This window comes from Mycobacterium sp. (assembly GCF_035570115.1).
In the GTDB taxonomy this organism is placed as follows: Bacteria; Actinomycetota; Actinomycetes; order Mycobacteriales; family Mycobacteriaceae; genus Mycobacterium.
Genome location: NZ_DATMLH010000121.1, coordinates 1 through 20,687, shown reverse-complemented (window position 1 = coordinate 20,687; position 20,687 = coordinate 1). Strand labels below are relative to the sequence as shown.

The window sequence follows — 20,687 nt, the reverse complement described above, 5'->3', positions numbered from 1 at the left end:
CATGACAACGTCGACGGCTTCGAAAGCCCGTCCTGGCCATTCGTCGCACCACCACAGCGACCACGCGGACGACGGGCGGGTCCAGGGCGGACTGCTCGACCCGGCGCTGCTGGTCAAATCGCTGCCCGACGCGTTGCGCAAGCTCGATCCGCGCACCCTGTGGCGCAACCCGGTGATGTTCATCGTCGAGATCGGCGCCGTGTGGTCGACCGTGCTGACCGTCCGCGACTCGTCGTGGTTCGGCTGGCTCATCGTGTTCTGGCTTTGGCTGACAGTGCTTTTCGCCAACCTCGCCGAGGCGTTCGCCGAAGGGCGGGGCAAAGCACAGGCCGACACCCTGCGCAAGGCGAAGGCGGACACCATCGCGCGCCGGTTACACGGCTGGTCACCCGAGACCCCAGGCACCGAGGAGGACGTCCGGGCCCCGGAACTGCAAAAGGGCGACATCGTCGTCGTGGAGGCCGGCGAAATCATCCCGGGCGACGGCGAGATCGTGGAAGGCATTGCGTCGGTTAATGAATCGGCCATCACCGGCGAATCGGCGCCGGTGATCCGGGAATCCGGCGGCGACCGTTCGGCAGTGACCGGCGGCACCACCGTGCTCTCGGACCGCATCATCGTCAAGATCACCCAAGAGCCCGGAAAGAGCTTCATCGACCGGATGATCGCCCTCGTCGAGGGCGCCAACCGGCAGAAGACACCGAACGAGATCGCGCTGAACATTCTGCTCGCGGCGCTGACGATCATCTTCCTTTTCGCGGTGGCGACGCTGCAGCCGCTGGCGATCTACTCCAAGATCAACAACCCCGGTGTGGCGAACACCTCCGCGCTCACCAACAACGGCGTCACCGGCGTCGTCTTGGTGGCTCTGCTGGTCTGCCTGATCCCCACCACCATCGGCGCGTTGCTGTCGGCGATCGGCATCGCCGGCATGGACCGATTGGTCCAGCGCAACGTGCTGGCCATGTCGGGCCGCGCGGTCGAGGCTGCCGGCGACGTCAACACGTTGCTGTTGGACAAGACCGGCACGATCACCCTGGGCAACCGGGAGGCATCGGAATTCATCCCGGTCACCGGGGTCACGTCCGAGGGGCTGGCGGACGCCGCTCAGTTGTCCAGCCTCGCCGACGAAACCCCCGAGGGCCGCTCGATCGTCGTCTACGCGAAGCAGGCCTACGGGCTGCGGGAGCGCTCCCCCGGTGAACTCAGCCACGCCCACTGGGTCGAGTTCACCGCGACGACCAGAATGTCCGGTGTCGACCTCGATGGACGACAGCTGCGCAAGGGCGCAGCAAGTTCGGTCGCCAACTGGATCCGCGACCAGGGCGGGACCATTCCCGACATGCTCGGCGACATCGTCGACGGCATCTCGGCCGCCGGCGGAACCCCGCTGGTGGTCGGCGTGGTCACTACCGGCAGTGACGGCAGTACCGGCAAGAAGGCCGAAGTACTCGGGGTCATCCACCTCAAGGATGTGGTCAAGCACGGTATGCGTGCGCGTTTCGACGAGATGCGCAAGATGGGCATCCGAACGGTGATGATCACCGGTGACAATCCGTTGACCGCCAAAGCGATCGCCGACGAGGCCGGGGTCGACGACTTCCTCGCCGAAGCCACCCCCGAAGACAAGATGATGCTGATCAAGCGTGAGCAGGAGGGTGGCCGGCTGGTCGCGATGACCGGTGACGGCACCAACGACGCGCCGGCGTTGGCTCAGGCCGACGTCGGGGTGGCGATGAACAGCGGTACCAGCGCGGCCAAAGAGGCCGGCAACATGGTGGACCTCGACTCCGACCCCACCAAGCTCATCGAGATCGTGGAAATCGGTAAACAGCTGTTGATTACGCGTGGCGCGTTGAGCACGTTCTCGATCGCCAACGACATCGCCAAATACTTCGCGATCATCCCGGCCATGTTCGTGGCGCTGTTCCCCGGACTGGACCTGATCAACGTGATGCGCCTGCACAGCCCGGAGTCGGCGATTCTGTCCGCGGTGATCTTCAACGCGGTGATCATCGTCTTGCTGATTCCGTTGGCGCTGCGCGGTGTTCAGTACACACCGAGCAGCGCGTCGAAGCTGTTGAGCCGAAACCTCTACATCTACGGGCTGGGTGGCATCGTTGCCCCGTTTATCGGCATCAAACTGATCGACCTGGTCGTGCAATTTATCCCCGGGATGGGCTGACATGAACCGCGTCGGCGACGATGCAGAGCGAAGCGATGAGGAGGAGCGACGCACATGAACCTTTCTAACCTGATTCGCCAGCACTGGGCCGCGCTGCGTGCGCTACTCGTGCTGACCGTGATCACCGGCTTCGCCTACCCCTTGGTCGTCTGGGGAATCGCGCTACTTCCGGGGTTGCACGCCAAGGCGGAAGGCTCGATAGTCGAGGTCTCCGGAAAGCCGGTCGGCAGCAAACTGATCGGCCAGTCGTTCACCGACAAGGACGGCAATCCGCTGCCGCAGTACTTCCAGAGCAGGCCATCGGCAGCCGGTGCGGGCTACGATCCGTTGGCATCTGGGGCCACCAACCTCGGCCCGGAAAGCATCGTCGACACACCGGCCGATCCGAGTCAGCTGACCCCGGGGGCCGATCCTTCCAAGGCCGGATTCAAACCCAGCCTGCTGACTCAGGTGTGCTCGCGCAGTTTGGCGATCGGCCAGCTCGAGAAGGTCGACGGCTCGCGCCCGTTCTGCACCGGTGGCGGGGTCGGCGCGGTGCTGTCGGTGATCGGGCCGCGGGATTCATCCGGCAACGTGATTCATCCGACGCAGGTGGTCAGCGTCAACGAGCCCTGCTCGAAGCCCGCAAGCGCGCCGGCCGCAGTGTTCCAGCAGCTCTACGAGGGTGTGCGGGTGGAATGCGCTCAATACGGTCAGGACTACTCGGTCGGTCAGATCGTTCCGATCCGCGGCGCGGCGTCCGATCACCCGGCGGTGCCCGCCGACGCCGTCACCGCCAGCGCCAGCGGCCTGGACCCCGATATCTCGCCGGCTTACGCCGATATCCAAGAGGCCCGGGTGGCCCACGCGCGCGGGATCAGCGCCGACCAGGTGCGCGACGCGGTTCACGACAACCAACACGGTCGTACGCTCGGCTTCGTCGGCGAGCCGGTGGTCAACGTGCTGCAGCTCAATCTCGAGTTGGACCGCAAGTACCCGGTGAAGTCGTGAACATCGCAGTAGACGTGAAGTCTTGGCCTTTCCGGTAGATGATGTCCATGTGACTTCCGATGCGTCGGCTCCGGGGCCAGCAAATTTCCCGGATGACGCGCTTGCCCAACGAGCGCAACCGCAGCGCCGCGGCGACCTGCGCATCTACCTCGGCGCGGCCCCAGGCGTCGGCAAGACCTGCGGGATGCTCGGCGAGGCGCATCGCAGGCTGGAGCGCGGGACCGACGTCGTCGCGGCGGTAGTGGAGAGTCACGGCCGTAAGAAGGTCGGCGAACTCACCGAAGGCATCGAAGTCATTCCGCCGCAGTACATCTCCTACCGCGGAACCTTGTTCCCGGAACTCGATATCGAGGCGGTGCTGCGGCGTCGGCCGGAAGTCGCGCTGGTCGACGAATATGCCCACAGCAATATCCCGGGCAGCGTCAATTCCAAGCGGTGGCAAGACATCGAAACGTTGCTTGACGCCGGGATCACCGTGATCTCGACGCTCAACATCCAGCACCTGGAAAGCCTCAACGACGTCGTCGCCCAGATCACCGGCGTCGAGCAGCGCGAAACCGTGCCCGATGAAATCGTCCGAAAAGCAGCTCAGATCGAGTTGGTCGACATCACACCGGAGGCTTTGCGGCGCAGGCTCGCCCACGGCAACGTCTACCCGCCGGAGCGGATCGATGCTGCGCTGTCCAACTACTTTCGCACCGGCAACCTGACCGCGCTGCGCGAAATCGCGCTGCTGTGGCTTGCTGATCAGGTCGATTCGGCGCTGGCGAAATACCGTGCGGACAAGAAGATTACGGACCTCTGGGAAGCCCGCGAGCGAGTGGTGGTCGCGGTGACCGGCGGCCCCGAATCGGAAACATTGGTGCGCCGTGCCTGCCGGATCGCATCGAAGTCAAGCGCCCAACTCATGGTGGTGCACGTCGTCCGCGGCGACGGACTGTCGAGTGTGTCCCCACGCGAAATGGGCAAGGTGCGCGAACTCGCCGCCAGCCTGGGCGCGACGGTTCACACCGTGATCGGCGACGACGTGTCGAGCGCACTGCTCGACTTCGCCCGCGAGACAAACGCCACTCAGCTGGTGCTCGGCAGCTCCCGGCGGTCACGGTGGGCGAGGATGTTCAGCGAGGGAATCGGCACCGCGACCATCAAGGACTCGGGAAAAATCGACGTCCACATGGTGACCCATGAGGCGGCCAACCGCGGCCTGCCGTTCGGGTCGATTTCGCCACGCGCTCGCCAAGTCGTGTCCTGGCTGGCCGCCCTCACCGTGCCGTGGGCCATCTTGGCGATCACCCAGCGCTGGTTGGATCCGGTGCTGGACATCGGCGGCAAGACCGCCATCTTCTTCGCCGGGGTGATTGCCGTCGCGCTGTTCGGCGGTGTGGCACCCGCCATGCTGTCGGGGTTGCTGTCCGGGGCGCTGTTGGTCTATTTCCTGACCGACCCGCGATACTCCTTCGCCGTCGACAACCCGAGCAACGCCGTCACCATCGTGGTTCTGTTGGGGGTCGCGATGTCGATCGCCGTGCTGGTGGACGCCGCGGCCAGCCGGGCCCGCGAAGCCAGGCGGGCGACCCAGGAGGCGGAGTTGCTGGCGCTGTTCGCCGGGTCGGTGCTGCGCGGCGCCGATCTCGCCACGCTGCTGGAGCGGGTACGGGAGGCTTACTCTCAGCGCGCGGTGTGCCTGGTGCGTGAAGTCAACGGTCGCCCGCAGCCGGTCGCGAGCGTGGGCAAAGACCCATGCGCGACACTGGATTCCGCTGACACTGCCGTGAAAGCGGGCGATGAGGACTTCTGGATGCTGTTGTCCGGCCGCGCCTTGACCGGCCGTGACCGCAGGGTGCTGTCGGTGGTCGCGACACAGGCCGCGGGTCTGCTCAAGCAGAGTGAGCTCGCCGAAGAGGCCGGCAAGGTTCAATCCCTCGCCGAAGCCGACGAGCTGCGTCGCCTATTGCTCTCAGCCCTCGGCCACGACTTGCGGACTCCGCTGACCGCGGCCAAGGCAGCCGTGTCCAGCCTGCGCGCCGAAGACGTCTGGTTCTCGCCCGAGGACACCGCGGAATTGCTTGCCACCGTCGAGGAGTCGATCGACCAGCTGACCTCCCTGGTGGCCAACCTGCTGGACTCGTCTCGGCTGGCCGCCGGCGTGGTCCGGCCGCAGCTCTCCGAGGTCTATCTCGAGGAGGTCGTGCAGCGTGCGCTTGTCGGTATCGGCAAGCGCAGCACGGCCGTCGGCCGGGGCAGCATCGACCGGGTCAAGGTGGAGGTCGGCGGGACGATCGCGATGGCCGACGCGGGGCTGTTGGAACGAGTGCTGGCGAACGTCATCGACAACGCGCTGCACTACGCACCCAAGAGCATGGTGCGGGTCAACGCGGGTCAGGTGGCGGGGCGTGTACTGATCAACGTCGTCGACGAGGGACCGGGCGTCGCCAAAGGCGCCGCGGAGCAGATGTTCGAGCCATTCCAGCGACTCGGCGATACGGACAACAGCACCGGTCTGGGCCTCGGCCTGTCGGTGGCCAAGGGGTTCGTCGAGGCGATGGGCGGCACCATTGCCGCGACCGACACCCCTGGCGGGGGCCTGACCATTTTGGTGGACCTGGAGGCGCCGCCAGAGGAGCGGCACGATGCGGAGCGGAACGATGAAGAGGGGTGGCGCCCATGACCCGCGTCCTGGTGGCCGATGACGACCAGCAGCTTCTGCGGGCGCTGCGAATCAACCTGTCCGTGCGCGGCTACGAAGTGACCACCGCCGCAACCGGATCGGCTGCACTGCGAGCCGCCGCCGACCAACACCCCGACGTGGTGATCTTGGACCTGGGTCTGCCCGACATACCCGGCACCGAGGTGCTTGCCGGGCTGCGCGGCTGGATGAGCGCGCCGGTGATCGTGCTGTCGGCGCGCACCGATTCCGCAGACAAGGTCGGAGCTCTGGACGCCGGCGCAGACGACTACATCACGAAGCCATTCGGCATGGACGAGCTGCTGGCACGGCTTCGCGCCGCGGTGCGCAGGGCCGCCGTGTCGGCAGACGGCGACGAACCGGTGGTTGAGACCAGGTCATTCACTGTCGACCTGTCGGCCAAAAAGGTGATCAAGGACGGCACGGAGGTCCACCTGACCCCCACCGAGTGGGGAATGCTGGAAATGCTGGTCCGCAATCGCGGCAAGCTGGTGGGGCGTGAGGACCTCCTCAGAGAGGTGTGGGGACCAAAGTATGCGAAGGAAACTCACTACTTGCGCGTCTATCTGGCACAGCTGCGTCGCAAGCTCGAGGATGATCCGTCGCGCCCCAACCATCTGCTGACCGAGGCGGGCATGGGCTATCGCTTCGAAGCGTGATCGTCGTTGTCATTCGTTGCACGACACCGATATCGGATTACGTTCTGGTTAAATTGCCGGCACTGGTCGATCACGACGCGCCGATCCCCGCAGCGCTTTTCGCACCACGCCTCCGATCAGACACCAGGATACAGTCGCTTATAAGCGAATAACTCTGCGCCTGAAGTGCCAGTCACCTTCACTTGACGAGTGAATTTCAGTACCAGCAAAATTCGGCGTCAAGGCCCGATGACATAAAGCCGTGGTGTAACCTCTGTCGGTAACGGCATCGGCAAAGCGGGTGCCTACCCGCGCTGGGTCTTGGACTCGATCGCGATCAGGTATTCCCGAGTGGCGAATGAGAGCATGCATCATCACATCATTGTCAGCGGTGACGATGCGCTGGCCACGACGATCATCGACGAGCTGAAAAGGGCCGGCGCGCGTGTTGTCAAGCTGGACAACACAGAGCTTGCCGACGCCGGCGTCGCCCGCTCGCTCGCGCGCGCCGAAGTCACGAGCGCGATCGCCGTGGTATGTGCCGGAGATGATGACGCCACAAATCTCGAAATCGCGCTGCTGGCAAGAAGATCCAACCCGAACCTGCGTGTGGTGGCGCGGCTGACCAACGATGTGCTGCGCGCAGCGGTGGCCGACGACAACGGGCCCGGTGCGATCTTCAACGTCGCCGAGCTCGCGGCGCCGTCGGTCGTGGAAGCCTGCCTGTCGCACACCACCCACCCGTTCGAGGCGGCCGGCATCAAATTCGTCGCTTACGGCAGCGAAGCACCCCGGGACGGGACGCTGTGGGAGATCTACGGCGACTTGGCACCGGTAGCGATCATTCGCGGCGAGAACTCGCCCACCCCGGGCGAGGTGGTGGCTTGTCCGAGTCGCGATCAGCGGGTGCACGACGGTGACTGGACGATGATGATCGGGACCGCTGACGACGCGGCCGACCGCGGCGTCAAGCTTCGGCAGCCGACCGGAACGCGCGCACGACGGCCTCGGTTGCGTCGAGTGCTCGACGCCTTCCGGGTGCTGCTCAATGACTTCAATCCGGCGTTTTATCCCGCCTTGGCAGGCGCGAGCATTCTGCTCGCCACCTCGATGATCGTGTTGCACTACAACTACCAGCGCCCGCGGATGTCGTGGATCGACGCGCTGTACTTCACCGTCGAGACGATCACCACAACCGGCTACGGCGACTTCAGCTTCGGCCATCAGGTGATATGGCTACGCCTGTTCGCCGCCATGTTGATGTTCAGCGGAGCGACCACCATTGCTTTGCTGGTCGCGTTCATCGCGGACGTGCTGCTCTCGCAGCGTTTTGTCCTGGCTGCTTCGCGCCCGCGCGCCCGCCACCTGCGCAACCACGTCATCGTCGTAGGGCTGAGCGAGCTCGGGATCCGCGTCGTCACCGATCTGACCGCTAGCGGACACGACGTCGCGGTGATCGAGCGCGACGAGGAGAACCGCTTTGTGTCCGTGGCACGCGAACTTGACGTACCGGTGATCTTCGGGGACGCGACGCTGCTCCAGACGCTGGAATCAGCGCGGGTGGACCGCGCCCGCGCTGTGGCAGTGGTGACCCGCGACGACATGATCAATATCGAGACCGGGATCATCCTGGCCGAAATGCTGGGACCGCGAGTGCTGCCCGAGATCAACCGGCGCGCCGAGGTTCCGCTTGTACTACGCGTTTACGACCGCGCGCTGGGGTTCGCGGTCGCCCAGCGGTTCGGGTTCGACAACGTCCGGTCCGCCGTCGAGCTGGCCGCGCCATGGTTCATTGGCGCCGCGAGTGGCCTGGAAGTGCTCGGGACGTTTTCGGTCGGGCAGAGTTCCTTCATGGTCGGCGCAATGCGGGTGGCGCCCGGCAGCGAACTTGACGGGCTGCAGATGTCCGAGTTGTCCAGTGAAACCCGCGTTATCGCGTTCACTCGGCAGGATGCGGCCGTAGAGCTGCGCCCACGCCGGGACCACCGGCTTTGCGCAGGCGACACGGTCTACCTCGTCGGCCCTTACCGGGAATTGCTGGCCTCCTTGCGCAGAGGGCTGCCTCCGCGGCAACCCGCGACCGACGAGGAACGCCTCGGCGACAACCACGATGCTCAAGCCCTAACCCTCAACGTCGGCCGCCAAGCAAAGACCGGTTGAGCAGGCCGGGACTCCACCCGCGCAGTCGAACAGGTCAGGCCTGGGCTGGCTTGCGTTGACAGCTAACTCACAGGAGTTGGGTTTTAGAATCGGGTTAACTGCAGGCCGGGCCGGCGGACCAGGGGGAAGCGGGCGTCGCACCACGACCCGACGTGATGCGATGCTGACGAATCGATGAACCTGAGAAATATAGGTGATTAACCTGAGAAATACGAGTGATAACTGCGACAATGGCTATTAAGAACGCGTCATGAATTGTCCAGCTTCCGTAAAGAACCGATAATGGGATTGCCTGACGGCCGAGACGGTGTGCTGGTAGGCACCCTAAACCAGAACCTAACGCCACAAATTTGCTGATTCACCCGGTCATTACCGGAAAGGGAAAGCGATGTTTTCTGGGACCGATGAGCCCGAATGTCCGCAGCGGCGGCGGGTGATTTTGTCGCACACCGTCGCCGCGGTGACGCCCGTGCCACTCTCAGCCTGCGCAGCCGACGCGCCGACGCGGGAAGCGACAAGAGCCGTAACGCATGCCACCATTCACGCGATAGCCCTTGGCGCGGCCCCGGTCGGGCGCGCGCCATTGCCGGCCGCCACCCAAACCGGTGGCGAGACGAAAGGCGCCACCGACTGGGCCAACTCGATCGCGGTGAACTAGAGGGGTTGCTTAGCAATGGATTTCGGGATTTATCCGCCAGAGATCAACTCCGGTCGAATGTATGCGGGGGCCGGGTCCGGACCGATGATCGCCGCCGCAGAAGCGTGGCAAGGACTGGCCGCCGAACTGCATTCGGCGGCCAACTCGTATCAATCGGTGGTCTCGGGATTGACCGCAGGGTCGTGGTCGGGACCGTCGTCAGCATCGATGGCTGCGGCTGCCGCTTCCTATTCCGCGTGGCTGACCGCCGCCGCCACACAGGCCGAGGAGACGGCCGCCCAAGCCAAAGCCGCGGTCGGCGCCTACCAGGCGGCGTTTACGTCGACGGTGCCGCCGACGATGGTCGCCGCCAACCGCAGTCAGCTCACGACGCTGGTGGCGACGAACCTGTTCGGCCGAAACACGCAGGCGATTGCGGCCAACGAGGCGCAATACGGTGAGATGTGGGCCCAGGACGCCGCGGCGATGTACGGCTACGCGGCTTCATCGGCATCCGCGACAACGCTGACACCATTCACGCCGCCGCAACAGAACACGAACCCGAGCGGGTCGGCCGGCCAGGCAGTCGCGGTCAGCCAAGCCACCGGCACTTCGGCCGGCAACGTGCAGAGCACCGTGTCCTCGATTCAGCAAGCGTTTTCATCGGTACCCAACGCGCTGACGAGCGCGGCGACGTCGGCTGCCGCGGCGCCGGCGCAGGCTAGCGATCCGCTGGGCACGTTGAGCGACCTGATTTCTATTTTTCTCGACGCACCGTCGGCCATCGCTACTTTCGCCGCCGACATACCCTTCGGCGTAATAGGAGTCACAGCCCTTCCCTTGGACATCATCGGTGCCGGGACCGGTTTGCACACGGACGACATCGTCAGCGGTTGGAACGGGGAAAAGGCCTGGCCAGAAACCGGGCCGGCACCCGTAGAGGCGTTCCCGGCGTCGTTGCTGAACCTGCCCCCGGGCACCGTGCCGCCCAGCCTCTCGGCCGGTCTCGGCGAGGCCAACACGGTCGGCGCATTGTCCGTGCCGCCGACGTGGACGGTCGCCACACCGGCGGTGCGTCCCATCTCGTACACGCTGCCGGCGCTGCCGGAAACCGCCGCAAGCGCCGCTGCCGCGCCAGCGGCAGAAGCCGGTTCGGGAAGCATGCTCAGCGAGATGGCGCTCGCGGGAATGGCCGGTCGAGCCATGTCCGGAACCGTAGGCACCGGCGTCGGCCGGGCTGCCGGCAAGACGGCTAAAGGCGCTGCTGCACCGGCTCGCGCTCCGGGCACAGCGACGACTGGTGGCAGTGCGGCCATAGTCGATAAAGACGAGGCTCCTAAAGGCAAGCCTCGGGCCGTAGTCACCGGAGTCGCGGCCGAGCTACGCGAGTTCGCCAAGCTCCGCGACGAAGGAATTCTGACCGACGACGAGTACACCGAGCAGAAGAATCGCCTGCTCGGCCGCTGAGCCGCCCGCCGCCGTACGGCGCGAGCGCCGGTTGCCTGGAAGAGGAATGCGCAGCAATGGATTTCGGGATCTATCCGCCGGAGATCAACTCCGGCCGGATGTATACCGGTCCGGGATCGGGGCCGATGCTGGCCGCTGCGCAAGCCTGGGGCAGCTTGGCTGACGAACTGTATACGGCGGCAAGCGCTTATCAGTCAGTCGTGTCGGCGCTGACCTCCGGGTCTTGGTCAGGTCCGTCGTCCACGTCGATGACGGCCGCAGCCGGGTCCTATGTGGAATGGCTGAGCGCCACCGCTGCGCAGGCCGAAGAGACCTCCGCCCAAGCCCGGGCGGCCGCCGCCGGCTACGAGGCGGCCTTTGCCATGACGGTGCCGCCGCCGGAGATCGCCGCCAACCGCAGCCTGCTGGCGGCCCTGGTGGCGACGAACTTCCTCGGTCTGAACACGCCGGCAATCGCGGCTACCGAGGCCCTGTACGGCGAAATGTGGGCCCAGGACGCCGTAGCGATGTACGGCTACGCGGGTTCGTCGGCAGCCGCGACCACGCTCACCCCGTTTACCTCACCGGATCAGACCACCGATCCGGGCGGAACGGCCAGCCAGGCTGCCGCAGTCAGCCAGGCCAGCGGCACCGCTGCCGGTAACGTGCAAAGCACCATATCGACTGTGCCGCAGGCATTGTCGGCGGCGGCTGCGCCCGCCCAGAGCAGCTCGCTGGACACCCTGAGCAACCTGATCAGCGTCTTCCTCAGTGCACCGACTGACCTGGTCACCCTTTTCGGGATCATCCCGATGGATGCCCTCTCTGGGCCGGTGGACTTTCCCATCGCCTATCTCGGCACTATCTCCGGTCAAAACACGGATGACATCATCAGCGGCTGGGAGGGGACAGAACCGTGGCCGGGGACCGCGGACGTGCCGGTGCAGCCGTTTCCGGCGACCCTTCAAAGCCTACCTCCCGGCGGGGTTCCGGCACCGACGATGTCGGCTGCCTTTGGCGAAGCGAACATGGTTGGGGGACTGTCGGTCCCGTCGAACTGGACTGTCGCCGCGCCGGAGATACGCTCGGTCGCAATGGTTTCGCCGATCACCAACCCGGGCCCCGCCGCAACCGCGCCAGCGGTGGAAGTCGGGTCGGCAAGCTCCTTCAACCAGATGGGGCTGGGGGGTATGGCAGGGCAAGCCATGGCCGGCCCGCCGGCGACCGGCGACACCCAGGAAAACCGCAAGGCGATCACCCACGCGCGCCTGACGACTCGTGGTCCAGGCGCCGCGAGTGACGGTGAGGCCGAAGCGAGGCCCGCGCCACGAACGGTCGTCACCGGAGTCGCGGCCGCGATACGCGATATCGCCAAGCTCCGCGACCAGGGACGTCTGACCGATGAAGAGTACAAGGAGCAGAAGAAGCGCCTGCTCGAAATCTCGATCAGACACCGCCCGTTGGGATGAGCAGCCGCTAAATCGCAACGGATCAGTCGGCGATCGAGAGTGCGATGCCGTCCAGGATGTCATGCTCGCTGACCGTCAATGCGTCGATGCCGGCGCGCTCGCGCAGCGCGAACGCCAATTCCTCGATCACGATTGCACCGCCGGCGATCACATCGGCCCGTCCCTCGTGCATCGGCCCGAGCGCAGCGCGCTGCGCGCGAGACATGCCGATCAACCCGTCACACACCGCGAGCAGCCGGTCCATACCGACCCGCGAAAGATGAATGGCCGCGGAGTCATACGCCGTCATGTCCTGGGCGAGCGCCGCAATCGTCGTCATCGTGCCGGCCACCCCCACCCAGGTGCGGGCCTGTTCCACCGGGACGACGCGCAGCGCCTCGCCGAGCCGCTCGCGAACCACCTCGCGGGCAGCGGACACCTCGGGCGCAGTGGGCGGGTCCGAGTGCAGGCAGCGCTCGGTCAGCCGCACGCAGCCGATATCGGCCGAGAAGCTCGCCGCCACGGCGTCCGCTCCGAGCACGATCTCGGTCGACCCGCCGCCCAAGTCGACGATCACGAAAGGAGCTGCGGCGGGGTCTAATTCGCTGACCGCACCGCGAAAAGACAGTTCGGCCTCTTCGGCGCCGGTGATCACCTCAGCGACGGAGCCGTCAACCACGGAGCCCAGCACATCGGCCGTCATCGCGAAGAAGACGTCCCGGTTGGCGGCGTCGCGCGCGGCCGAAGTGGCGACCATGCGTATCCGGTCGACGTCATTCGCCGCGCACACGGCTGCGTAGTCGACCAGCGCGACGCGGGTGCGCTCCAACGCATCCGGCGCGAACCGACCAGTCGCGTCGACGCCCTGACCGAGCCGCACGATACGCATCTCGCGGTGTACGTCGCGCAGCCGACCAGCACCCGCGTCAGCGATCAGCAACCGAATCGAGTTGGTACCACAGTCAATTGCGGCCACCCGAGTCATGTCCACTGCTCCGGCAACAAGATTCCGGCCATCGCCGGCTCGGCCGCCAGCACCGCCACCGCCTCGTCGCCGAGCGGGTTCGTTCCCCGGCCCTTCGCCAGCGAGTGCGCGATCAGCACGTGCAGGCACTTCACCCGGTCGGGCATGCCACCGGCGGAAAACGAGGTCCCGAGCGGCTCGATGGCATCCCGCTCGGCCAGATATGACTCGTGGGCCCGCCGGTAGGCGGCGGCCAGTTCGGGGTCGCACCGCAGCCGTTGCGACATCTCTCGCATCATGCCCGACGACTCCAGCCTGCTCGCCGCAGCGGTGAGCGCCGGGTGCGTCAGGTAGTACAACGTCGGAAATGGTGTGCCGTCGGGCAGTTTCGGCGCCGTCTTCACCACGCCGGGTTCACCGTTGGGGCACCGGTAAGCGATCTGGAGCACTCCACGCGGCTCACGGCCGAGCTGGCGCGCCACCGCGTCGAGGTCGGCACGATCAGCCACCGCGCGGCGGCGGATTCGGCGGGGCCGGTGTCGCCGCCGGTGGCGGCGCGGGTGGCTGCGGAGCGGAGGTCGGCGGGCCGTGCGGGGCGTCGGCGATGGTGTGCCACAGCGACGTGTACCACGGGTCGGTGCTGACCGCGGGCGTGGGTTGGCTCCCCGGCCCTGCGGGCAGGGCCGCCGACGGGGGGAGTTGGACCTGGTATGGGATGTCGCCCGGCTTCACGAAGCCCAGACGCTCGCGGGCTTGCGCCGCAATGTAGGCCGGGTCCGCGAGCTTGACCTTCTGCTGCTGCAGATCGCCGATCTGTTGCCGCAGAGCGGCTTCGGAGGCGGCGAGCTGTTTCATCTCAGTGCGCTGCGCAAAATAGGTGCGGACCGGGCCGGCGATGGTGAGCGTCAACACGCAGACAACCGCCGCCAGGATCGCGGCCCTGCGCGCGGTCAGGCCAAGCCGTTGGTCGGACCGTTGCTCGGCTGATTCGACGATCGCACGTTTGATGGGTTCCACGGCCTCCGGCTGGGCACGGGATGCATTCGGCCCGCGACGGGCTGCCGGTGATTTGCGCGGCCGGCCCTGTTCGGAATCACCGGCCCGACTCGGGCGCGAGGCAGGTGAGCGCCGCTTCGGTTCTGGCCGTTTCGATTCGGGCATGGTTCCTGCCGCTATTTGGCTTCCGGCGCGTATCGGGGGAATGCCAGATCGCCGGCGTACCGGGCGGCGTCGCCGAGCGCTTCTTCGATGCGCAGCAGCTGATTGTACTTCGCGACGCGTTCGCTGCGTGCGGGCGCGCCGGTCTTGATCTGTCCGCAGCCCACAGCCACCGCCAGATCCGCGATCGTGGTGTCCTCCGTCTCGCCGCTGCGGTGGCTCATCATCGTTCGGTATCCGCTGTGGTGCGCCAGCGCGACCGCGTCAAGCGTCTCGGTCAGCGTCCCGATCTGATTGACCTTCACCAGCAAGGCATTTGCCACTCCCCTGTCGATACCTTCTTCCAGCCGTTCAGGATTGGTGACAAAGATGTCGTCGCCGACGATCTGCACCCGGTCTCCAATGGACGTCGTCAGGGCCACCCATCCATCCCAATCATCTTCGGCCAGTGGGTCTTCCAGAGAAATCAGCGGATAGGAGTCGAGCAACTCCGCGTAGAACTGCGTCATTTGATCGGCGCTGCGGGTCTTTTTCTCGAACGCGTAGCCAGTGCCTTCGGTGTAAAACTCGGTAGCTGCGGCATCCAGCGCCAACGCCACGTCGGCGCCGACTTTGAAACCCGCGGACTCGATGGCCAGGCTGATCACGTCAAGCGCAGCCTTGGTGCCGGGCACGTCGGGGGCGAAGCCGCCTTCGTCACCGAGGCCGGTCGACAGTCCCTCCTTTTTCAGTGCCGCCTTGAGCGCGTGGTAGACCTCCGCACCCCAGCGCAGCGCCTCGGCGAAGCTCGGCGCCCCGATCGGGGCCACCATGAACTCCTGGATGTCGACGGCGGTGTCGGCGTGCGCGCCGCCGTTGAGGATGTTCATCATCGGTACCGGGAGGATGTGCGCGTTGGGGCCGCCGAGGTAGCGGAACAGCGGCAACTCGGCGGAATCGGCGGCCGCCTTGCTGACCGCCAGGGATACCCCGAGGATCGCGTTGGCGCCCAACCGGGACTTGTCCGGGGTGCCGTCGAGGTCCAGCAGCGCCTGGTCGACCAGCCGCTGATCGTCGGCGTTGAGTCCGATGATGGCCGGAGCGATTTCGTCGAGCACGGCCTGCACAGCCTTCTGCACACCCTTGCCGCCATACCGGTCGCCGCCGTCACGCAGCTCGACGGCCTCATGCTCTCCGGTCGACGCACCGGAGGGCACCGCGGCGCGGGCAAAAGTCCCGTCGATCAGGGCGACCTCGACCTCGACCGTCGGATTTCCGCGCGAATCGAGGATCTCGCGGGCTCCGACCTGCTCGATAATCGGCACTGGGTTTCTCCTTGCGTCGTCAGGGCTACGGACTTCCTCGATTTTCTCAGGGGTTTCCGCGACTGCCACCAGTAGCCTAAAGCCTGGGTCAGAGCGAGTGACCCGCCGCATAGGCGGTAGCCCAGTCGCGCACGGCACGCGCATACACGTCGGAGTTGTTGTAAGCACCCAGCGCAGCCATCCACCCTCGGGGGGCGGCGAGATCCTTTCCCCGCCAACATAAATAGCCCGCAGCTGACAACGCGGCGTCATCGATGTTATCCACGCTGATCACGCCGTCGTTGTTCGCGTCCACGCCGTATTCCCGCCATGTCTCCGGAATGAACTGCATCGGCCCCATGGCCCGCACGGCGTTGGAGTCATCGTCCATACCGCTCGCCTCGCTGTCGATGATGCGCAAGGTGCCATTGGTCCCGTCGAGCACCACACCCCGGATCGGGGGACGGACGTCTCCGTTGGGATACAACGTGGCCCCGTGATAGGTACCGTGATGGCTCTCCACCTGGCCGATACCGGCCAGCGTCGTCCAGGCAACGTGGCAGCCCGGGTTTTCCACCTCCGCGACCCGCGCGGCGTAAGCGTAGGCCTCCAGCGCGGTGACGGGGATTTTCAGCGCCGGGGCATGTGCGACTGCCCAGCCATGCAGCTGATCGGCCGGGCGACCTTTGGCGTGGGTGTCGACCGGCGGCACCGGAGCGCCTGCGGGTGGGGGTACACCCTTCGGAATGTAGGGGCCCAGCTGCCAGGTACAACTCGATGCCAACAGCAGCGCCGCCGCACCTACGACGGCGAACGCCCGCAGCCAACGGACCGGCGACACAACACTCCCCTACACGCGCTTACCCGACCATGGTCCCACGGGAATCGAGTAGGTCAGCCGACCGTCGGCGCGGGCTGTGCCCCAGACCGCAATTGTCCAGCGAAAATGATGCACGCCACACCGCATCCGACCGGGCGGTTTGGACCCTTGCCGGGCGTGTCGAGAGGTTCCAGAGACGGCCGGCTGACCGGCTCGCCGATCTACTCTGGTTCACTGGGCTGATCGCCCTGTCCCCCGCCCGGCGACTGGTCGCGAGCTTCACCGTCGGAGGTGGCGGCCTTGGCCGCCGTGGCCGCCGTGGCCGCCAAATCTTGCGCGGGCTCATCGTCCCGGGCCTCGACGTCCGATTCAGCAACGCCGTCCGGTTGGACGGCCTCGCCCTCCGTCTCGTCGACACCGTCTGCTGTCTCGTCGACAACGTCCTGGGACTCGGCTTCCGGCTCCTCGAACTCCTCTAGCTCGTCTACCTCGTCCGCGTCGGCCAGTTCCTCGACGGCGGGTAGCCAGTACGCGCGCCATTCCTCCCCGGTGATCGCGCCCACCGGAGCGACGTCCAGCTCTGCTGGGACATCGTCTCCACGGCGGTGAGCGGCGATCAACTGCTCGGCCCCCCGTACGTTATCCATGAATTCTAAAACTGCGGTGCGCAAAGCATTTTCAGCATCGACATCAGCTGCCACGGTAATCGACGTAATTTCCGATGGGATCAGGTCCGCCGGCAATCCCGCCCGCGTGACGCGCTGAATCACCTTATGCGCCAACGCCAACGCCGGCTGAGCGGTGGGCACATCGTCCATGACCGAGTTCCGGGCCTTCGCCTGCTTCTCCAGAGCTTTGCGCTCTTGCCATTGAACCAACTGCTCATCGAGCGAAATCGACTCTCCAGCAAGAACTCCCGGAGCCCGATTGCCTAGTTTGCGCAGCAGCGTATCGGCGACATCGTCGATGGTGAACGGATGCTGTGGCGCGTCCTCGGCGATGCGGGCGTGGAATAGCACCTGCAGCAACACGTCGCCGAGTTCCTCTTGCAGCGCATCGGCATCGCCACTGCGGACCGCGTCGAAGACCTCGTAGGTCTCTTCCAACAGGAACCGGCGCAACGAGTCGTGAGTCTGCTCACTTTCCCACGGTCCGGCGGTTCGCAGCTTGTCCATCATCGCGACCGCGTCCACCAGTCGCTCCCCCGGCTGCTGGTCGGGTGCGGAGATCAGCCGCTCGCCGGCAGCCAGTCGCGCCGTGACCGACGGGTGTTCGGGGTCCGAGGACAACAGCACCGGAGCGTCCTCCCCGGTGTGCGCGGGGCGCGCGGCCGGCAGCGTCCAGGGCACCGCGACCGGCATCTCCTCGGTATATTGCACCTCACCGGTGAGCAGCTCGATGGCTTCCACTGGAACCAACGACGGGCGGCGGGGATCGACCAAGACGACAGTCATCCTGTCTGCCCCTCCTCAACCGGCGCTTGCCGAATCCCTTACACCAACCCTGCTCGATTCTCCCCCGTCTAGCGACGAGACCAAATCGGCCACCATTTTCACCAGCTCGACATCACGAATTCGGGGCGCTCCGACGCCACCGGCGCGTGGGATCGGGACCTGCACCGTCGCCGTCGTGGCGCGGTAGCGCGCGCCCGGATACAACCGCGCCAGTCGCACCTGGGCGGAGTCCGGCAGTGTCATCGGCGCCAGCCGCACCGTGGCAGCGGACGCCGCCGACACTTCGGTGACGCCGGCGGCGCGGCAAAGCAGCCGAAGTCGTGCCACGGCCACCAACCGTTGGGCGGTTTCCGGCAGCGTGCCGTAGCGGTCGGTGAGCTCCTCGACCACAGCATCGACTTCGCTGTCGTTGGATGCCGCGGCCAACCGCCGGTAGCCCTCCAGCCGTAGCCGGTCGCTGGGGATGTAGTCCGGCGGCAGGTGCGCATCGACCGGCAGGTCGATCCGCACGTCTTTGGGCTCTTCGACCGTGGTGACGGTCTTCCCGTCCGCCGCGGCACGGTAAGCCTCGACCGCCTCACCCACCAGTCGCACATACAGGTCAAAACCCACCCCGGCGACGTGTCCGGACTGCTCGACGCCCAGCACATTGCCGGCGCCGCGAATCTCCAAATCCTTCATCGCCACGGCCATGCCGGCGCCCAACTCGTTGTTCTGTGCGATCGTCGCCAGCCGGTCGTAGGCGGTCTCGGTCAGCGGCGTGTGTTGCGGATAAAGGAAATAGGCATAACCACGTTCGCGACTACGGCCCACCCGACCACGCAGCTGGTGCAGCTGCGCCAGCCCGAAGGTGTCGGCGCGCTCGACGATCAGGGTGTTGGCGTTGGAGATGTCCAGGCCGGTCTCGACGATCGTGGTGCACACCAGGATGTCGAATTCGCGGTTCCAAAATCCTTCCACGGTGGTTTCCAGCAGATCCTCGGGCATTTGGCCATGCGCGACGGCGACTTTGGCCTCCGGCACCAGTTCTCGCACCCGCGCTGCGGCCTGGTCGATCGAGCTGACCCGGTTGTGCACGTAGAAAGCTTGTCCGTCGCGCAGCAGTTCTCTGCGCAGCGCCGCGGCGACTTGCTTGTCATCTTGCGGCCCGACGTAGGTCAGCACCGGGTAACGCTCTTCCGGCGGGGTCAGGATCGTCGACATCTCGCGAATCCCGGCCAAACTCATTTCCAGCGTGCGCGGAATCGGGGTGGCGCTCATCGTCAGCACGTCGACGTGCGTCCGCAGCGACTTGATGTGCTCCTTGTGCTCGACGCCGAATCGTTGTTCCTCGTCGACAACCACCAGGCCGAGGTCCTTCCACCGCACACCGGTCTGCAACAGCCGATGGGTGCCGATCACGATGTCCACCGAGCCGTCGGCCAGGCCGTCGATCGCGGCGCGGGATTCGCCCGCGTCGGTGAACCGCGACAGGCCTTTGATCGTGACCGGGAAGCCGGCCATCCGTTCGGCGAAGGTCTGCAGATGCTGATCGGCCAGCAGCGTGGTGGGCACCAGGACCGCGACCTGCTTACCGTCCTGAACCGCCTTGAACGCCGCTCGGACCGCGATCTCGGTCTTGCCGTAGCCGACATCACCGCAGATCACCCGGTCCATGGGCACCGGTTTTTCCATATCCGCCTTGACCTCGGTGATCGCGGTGAGCTGGTCCACGGTCTCGGTGAAGCCGAAGGCGTCCTCCATTTCGGCCTGCCATGGGGTATCCGGCCCGAACGCGTGACCCGCGGAGGCCTGCCGCTTGGCGTACAGCGACACCAGCTCGCCGGCGATCTCCCGGACGGCCTTGCGAGCCTTCGTCTTGGTGTTGGTCCAGTCGCTGCCGCCCAGCCGGCTCAGCGCCGGCGCCTGCCCACCGACATACCGGGACAGCTGGTCCAGCGAATCCATTGGCACATAAAGCTTGTCGGTCTCGTTGTGGACGCGTTTGCTTGACGCGTACTCCAGCACCAGATACTCGCGGCGGGCTCCGCCGACGGTGCGCTCCGTCATCTCCACGAATCGTCCGATGCCGTGCTGGTCGTGAACAACCAAGTCGCCCGCGGTCAAAGCCAGCGGGTCGACAGTGTTGCGGCGCTTAGCGGCCAGGCGTTTGCCGTCGGTGCCAGTCACCCGGTTACCGGTCAGATCGGTCTCGGTGATGATCACCAGCGAAGCGCCCGGAAAGACAACGCCGTCGTGCAGCGGCCCCTTCAGCACCCCGACCACGCCGGCCTTGGGTTCCGCTCCGGGCTCCAACATCGTTGCCGGCGTGTCGGATTCGGCCAACTGTTCGACCACGCGGTGCGCGGTCCCGGTCCCGGGCGCGACGACGGCAGCGACCCCGCCAGTCGAGACGTGCGCACGGAGCATCGCGAAGATGTCGTCGATGTCGCGCTGATGACCCCGAGCCGACGGCGCGGCCCGGATGTCCAGCTCGACGGCCGACTCGTCGGAAAGCTGGCTGAGCGTCCACCACGGGTGGCCGGACTGCCGGGTGGCGGCCCGCACCTGGTCGAGTTGGCGGAATCCCGATCCGCCGAGCTGCTCGACGTCGATCGGCGAATCACCGCCCAACGCGGCCACCGACCAGGAGGCCTCGAGAAACTCGCGGCCGGTTTTGATCAGGTCAGCCGCGCGCGTCCGGACCTTTTCCGGGTCGCAGACCAGCACCGGCGTGCCGTCGGCCAGCTGATTGGTCAGCAGGGACAAGTCGTCGGGCCTCAGCACCGGCAGCAGCGCCTCCATGCCGTCGACCGGGATGCCCTCGGCGAGCTTGGCC

14 protein-coding genes and 1 pseudogene are annotated in these 20,687 nt (G+C 66.1%); 8 read left to right on the top strand and 7 right to left on the bottom strand.

The window, feature by feature from the left end; all coding sequences use genetic code 11:
• The first annotated feature begins 1 nt into the window (after window position 1).
• The 8 genes from kdpB to VNW74_RS11285 all read left to right on the top strand — a co-directional run bounded on the left by kdpB (window position 2) and on the right by VNW74_RS11285 (window position 12,211).
• The gene (kdpB, locus tag VNW74_RS11320) at window positions 2-2,185 is read left to right on the top strand and encodes a potassium-transporting ATPase subunit KdpB (protein ID WP_325676766.1); all 2,184 of its coding nucleotides are present in this window, start codon (window positions 2-4) and stop codon (window positions 2,183-2,185) included.
• 54 nt (window positions 2,186-2,239) lie between these two features.
• The gene (locus tag VNW74_RS11315; protein ID WP_325676764.1) at window positions 2,240-3,175 is read left to right on the top strand and encodes a potassium-transporting ATPase subunit C; all 936 of its coding nucleotides are present in this window, start codon (window positions 2,240-2,242) and stop codon (window positions 3,173-3,175) included.
• A gap of 136 nt (window positions 3,176-3,311) precedes the next feature.
• The gene (locus VNW74_RS11310; RefSeq protein ID WP_325676787.1) at window positions 3,312-5,843 is read left to right on the top strand and encodes a sensor histidine kinase KdpD; all 2,532 of its coding nucleotides are present in this window, start codon (window positions 3,312-3,314) and stop codon (window positions 5,841-5,843) included.
• Complete coding sequence (locus VNW74_RS11305) at window positions 5,840-6,520, top strand: response regulator (RefSeq protein ID WP_325676762.1); 681 nt, start codon at window positions 5,840-5,842, stop codon at window positions 6,518-6,520. The genes VNW74_RS11310 and VNW74_RS11305 overlap by 4 nt, the downstream gene beginning before the upstream one ends.
• Before the next feature lie 345 nt (window positions 6,521-6,865).
• Window positions 6,866-8,659: an NAD-binding protein gene (locus VNW74_RS11300; protein ID WP_325676786.1), complete on the top strand. Its 1,794-nt coding sequence runs from the start codon at window positions 6,866-6,868 to the stop codon at window positions 8,657-8,659.
• A 388-nt stretch (window positions 8,660-9,047) separates the two neighbouring features.
• Entirely contained in the window at window positions 9,048-9,317 is a 270-nt protein-coding gene (locus VNW74_RS11295) for a hypothetical protein (protein WP_325676760.1), read from the top strand.
• 15 nt (window positions 9,318-9,332) lie between these two features.
• Entirely contained in the window at window positions 9,333-10,763 is a 1,431-nt protein-coding gene (locus tag VNW74_RS11290; protein WP_325676758.1) for a PPE family protein, SVP subgroup, read from the top strand.
• Window positions 10,764-10,819: 56 nt separating this feature from the next.
• On the top strand, window positions 10,820-12,211 hold the full coding sequence (locus VNW74_RS11285) for a PPE family protein, SVP subgroup (RefSeq protein WP_325676756.1): 1,392 nt from the start codon (window positions 10,820-10,822) through the stop codon (window positions 12,209-12,211).
• Between the two features lie 22 nt (window positions 12,212-12,233).
• On the opposite strand, the gene VNW74_RS11280 is transcribed toward VNW74_RS11285, so the two are convergent.
• The 7 genes and pseudogenes from VNW74_RS11280 to mfd all read right to left on the bottom strand — a co-directional run.
• Window positions 12,234-13,181 (bottom strand): Ppx/GppA phosphatase family protein, encoded by a 948-nt coding sequence (locus VNW74_RS11280; protein WP_325676754.1) that lies wholly within the window; start codon window positions 13,179-13,181, stop codon window positions 12,234-12,236.
• Window positions 13,172-13,663, bottom strand: a complete 492-nt coding sequence (locus VNW74_RS11275) for a DUF501 domain-containing protein (RefSeq protein WP_325676752.1) — start codon at window positions 13,661-13,663, stop codon at window positions 13,172-13,174. The genes VNW74_RS11280 and VNW74_RS11275 overlap by 10 nt, the downstream gene beginning before the upstream one ends.
• A complete protein-coding gene (locus tag VNW74_RS11270) occupies window positions 13,656-14,315 on the bottom strand; it encodes a septum formation initiator family protein (protein WP_325676750.1) in 660 nt (219 codons plus the stop codon). The genes VNW74_RS11275 and VNW74_RS11270 overlap by 8 nt, the downstream gene beginning before the upstream one ends.
• An 11-nt stretch (window positions 14,316-14,326) precedes the next feature.
• Window positions 14,327-15,616 carry a phosphopyruvate hydratase gene (eno, locus tag VNW74_RS11265; protein ID WP_325676748.1) on the bottom strand — a complete coding sequence of 430 codons (1,290 nt, stop codon included), beginning with the start codon at window positions 15,614-15,616 and terminating at the stop codon, window positions 14,327-14,329.
• Window positions 15,617-15,704: 88 nt separating this feature from the next.
• On the bottom strand, window positions 15,705-16,436 hold the full coding sequence (locus VNW74_RS11260; RefSeq protein ID WP_325676745.1) for a lytic transglycosylase domain-containing protein: 732 nt from the start codon (window positions 16,434-16,436) through the stop codon (window positions 15,705-15,707).
• Window positions 16,437-16,921: 485 nt separating this feature from the next.
• Window positions 16,922-17,869 (bottom strand): annotated as a pseudogene (locus VNW74_RS11255) (nucleoside triphosphate pyrophosphohydrolase); the annotation flags it as partial.
• A 15-nt stretch (window positions 17,870-17,884) separates the two neighbouring features.
• Window positions 17,885-20,687 (bottom strand): transcription-repair coupling factor (gene mfd / locus VNW74_RS11250; protein ID WP_325676743.1); only part of this gene is annotated, 2,803 nt, incomplete at its 5' end.

Coding starts and splice junctions, on each gene's coding strand:
- kdpB (WP_325676766.1), top strand. CDS start 2: ATGACAACGTCGACGGCTTCGAAAGCCCGTCCTGGCCATTCGTCGCAC.
- VNW74_RS11315 (WP_325676764.1), top strand. CDS start 2,240: ATGAACCTTTCTAACCTGATTCGCCAGCACTGGGCCGCGCTGCGTGCG.
- VNW74_RS11305 (WP_325676762.1), top strand. CDS start 5,840: ATGACCCGCGTCCTGGTGGCCGATGACGACCAGCAGCTTCTGCGGGCG.
- VNW74_RS11300 (WP_325676786.1), top strand. CDS start 6,866: ATGCATCATCACATCATTGTCAGCGGTGACGATGCGCTGGCCACGACG.
- VNW74_RS11295 (WP_325676760.1), top strand. CDS start 9,048: ATGTTTTCTGGGACCGATGAGCCCGAATGTCCGCAGCGGCGGCGGGTG.
- VNW74_RS11290 (WP_325676758.1), top strand. CDS start 9,333: ATGGATTTCGGGATTTATCCGCCAGAGATCAACTCCGGTCGAATGTAT.
- VNW74_RS11285 (WP_325676756.1), top strand. CDS start 10,820: ATGGATTTCGGGATCTATCCGCCGGAGATCAACTCCGGCCGGATGTAT.
- VNW74_RS11270 (WP_325676750.1), bottom strand. CDS start 14,315: ATGCCCGAATCGAAACGGCCAGAACCGAAGCGGCGCTCACCTGCCTCG.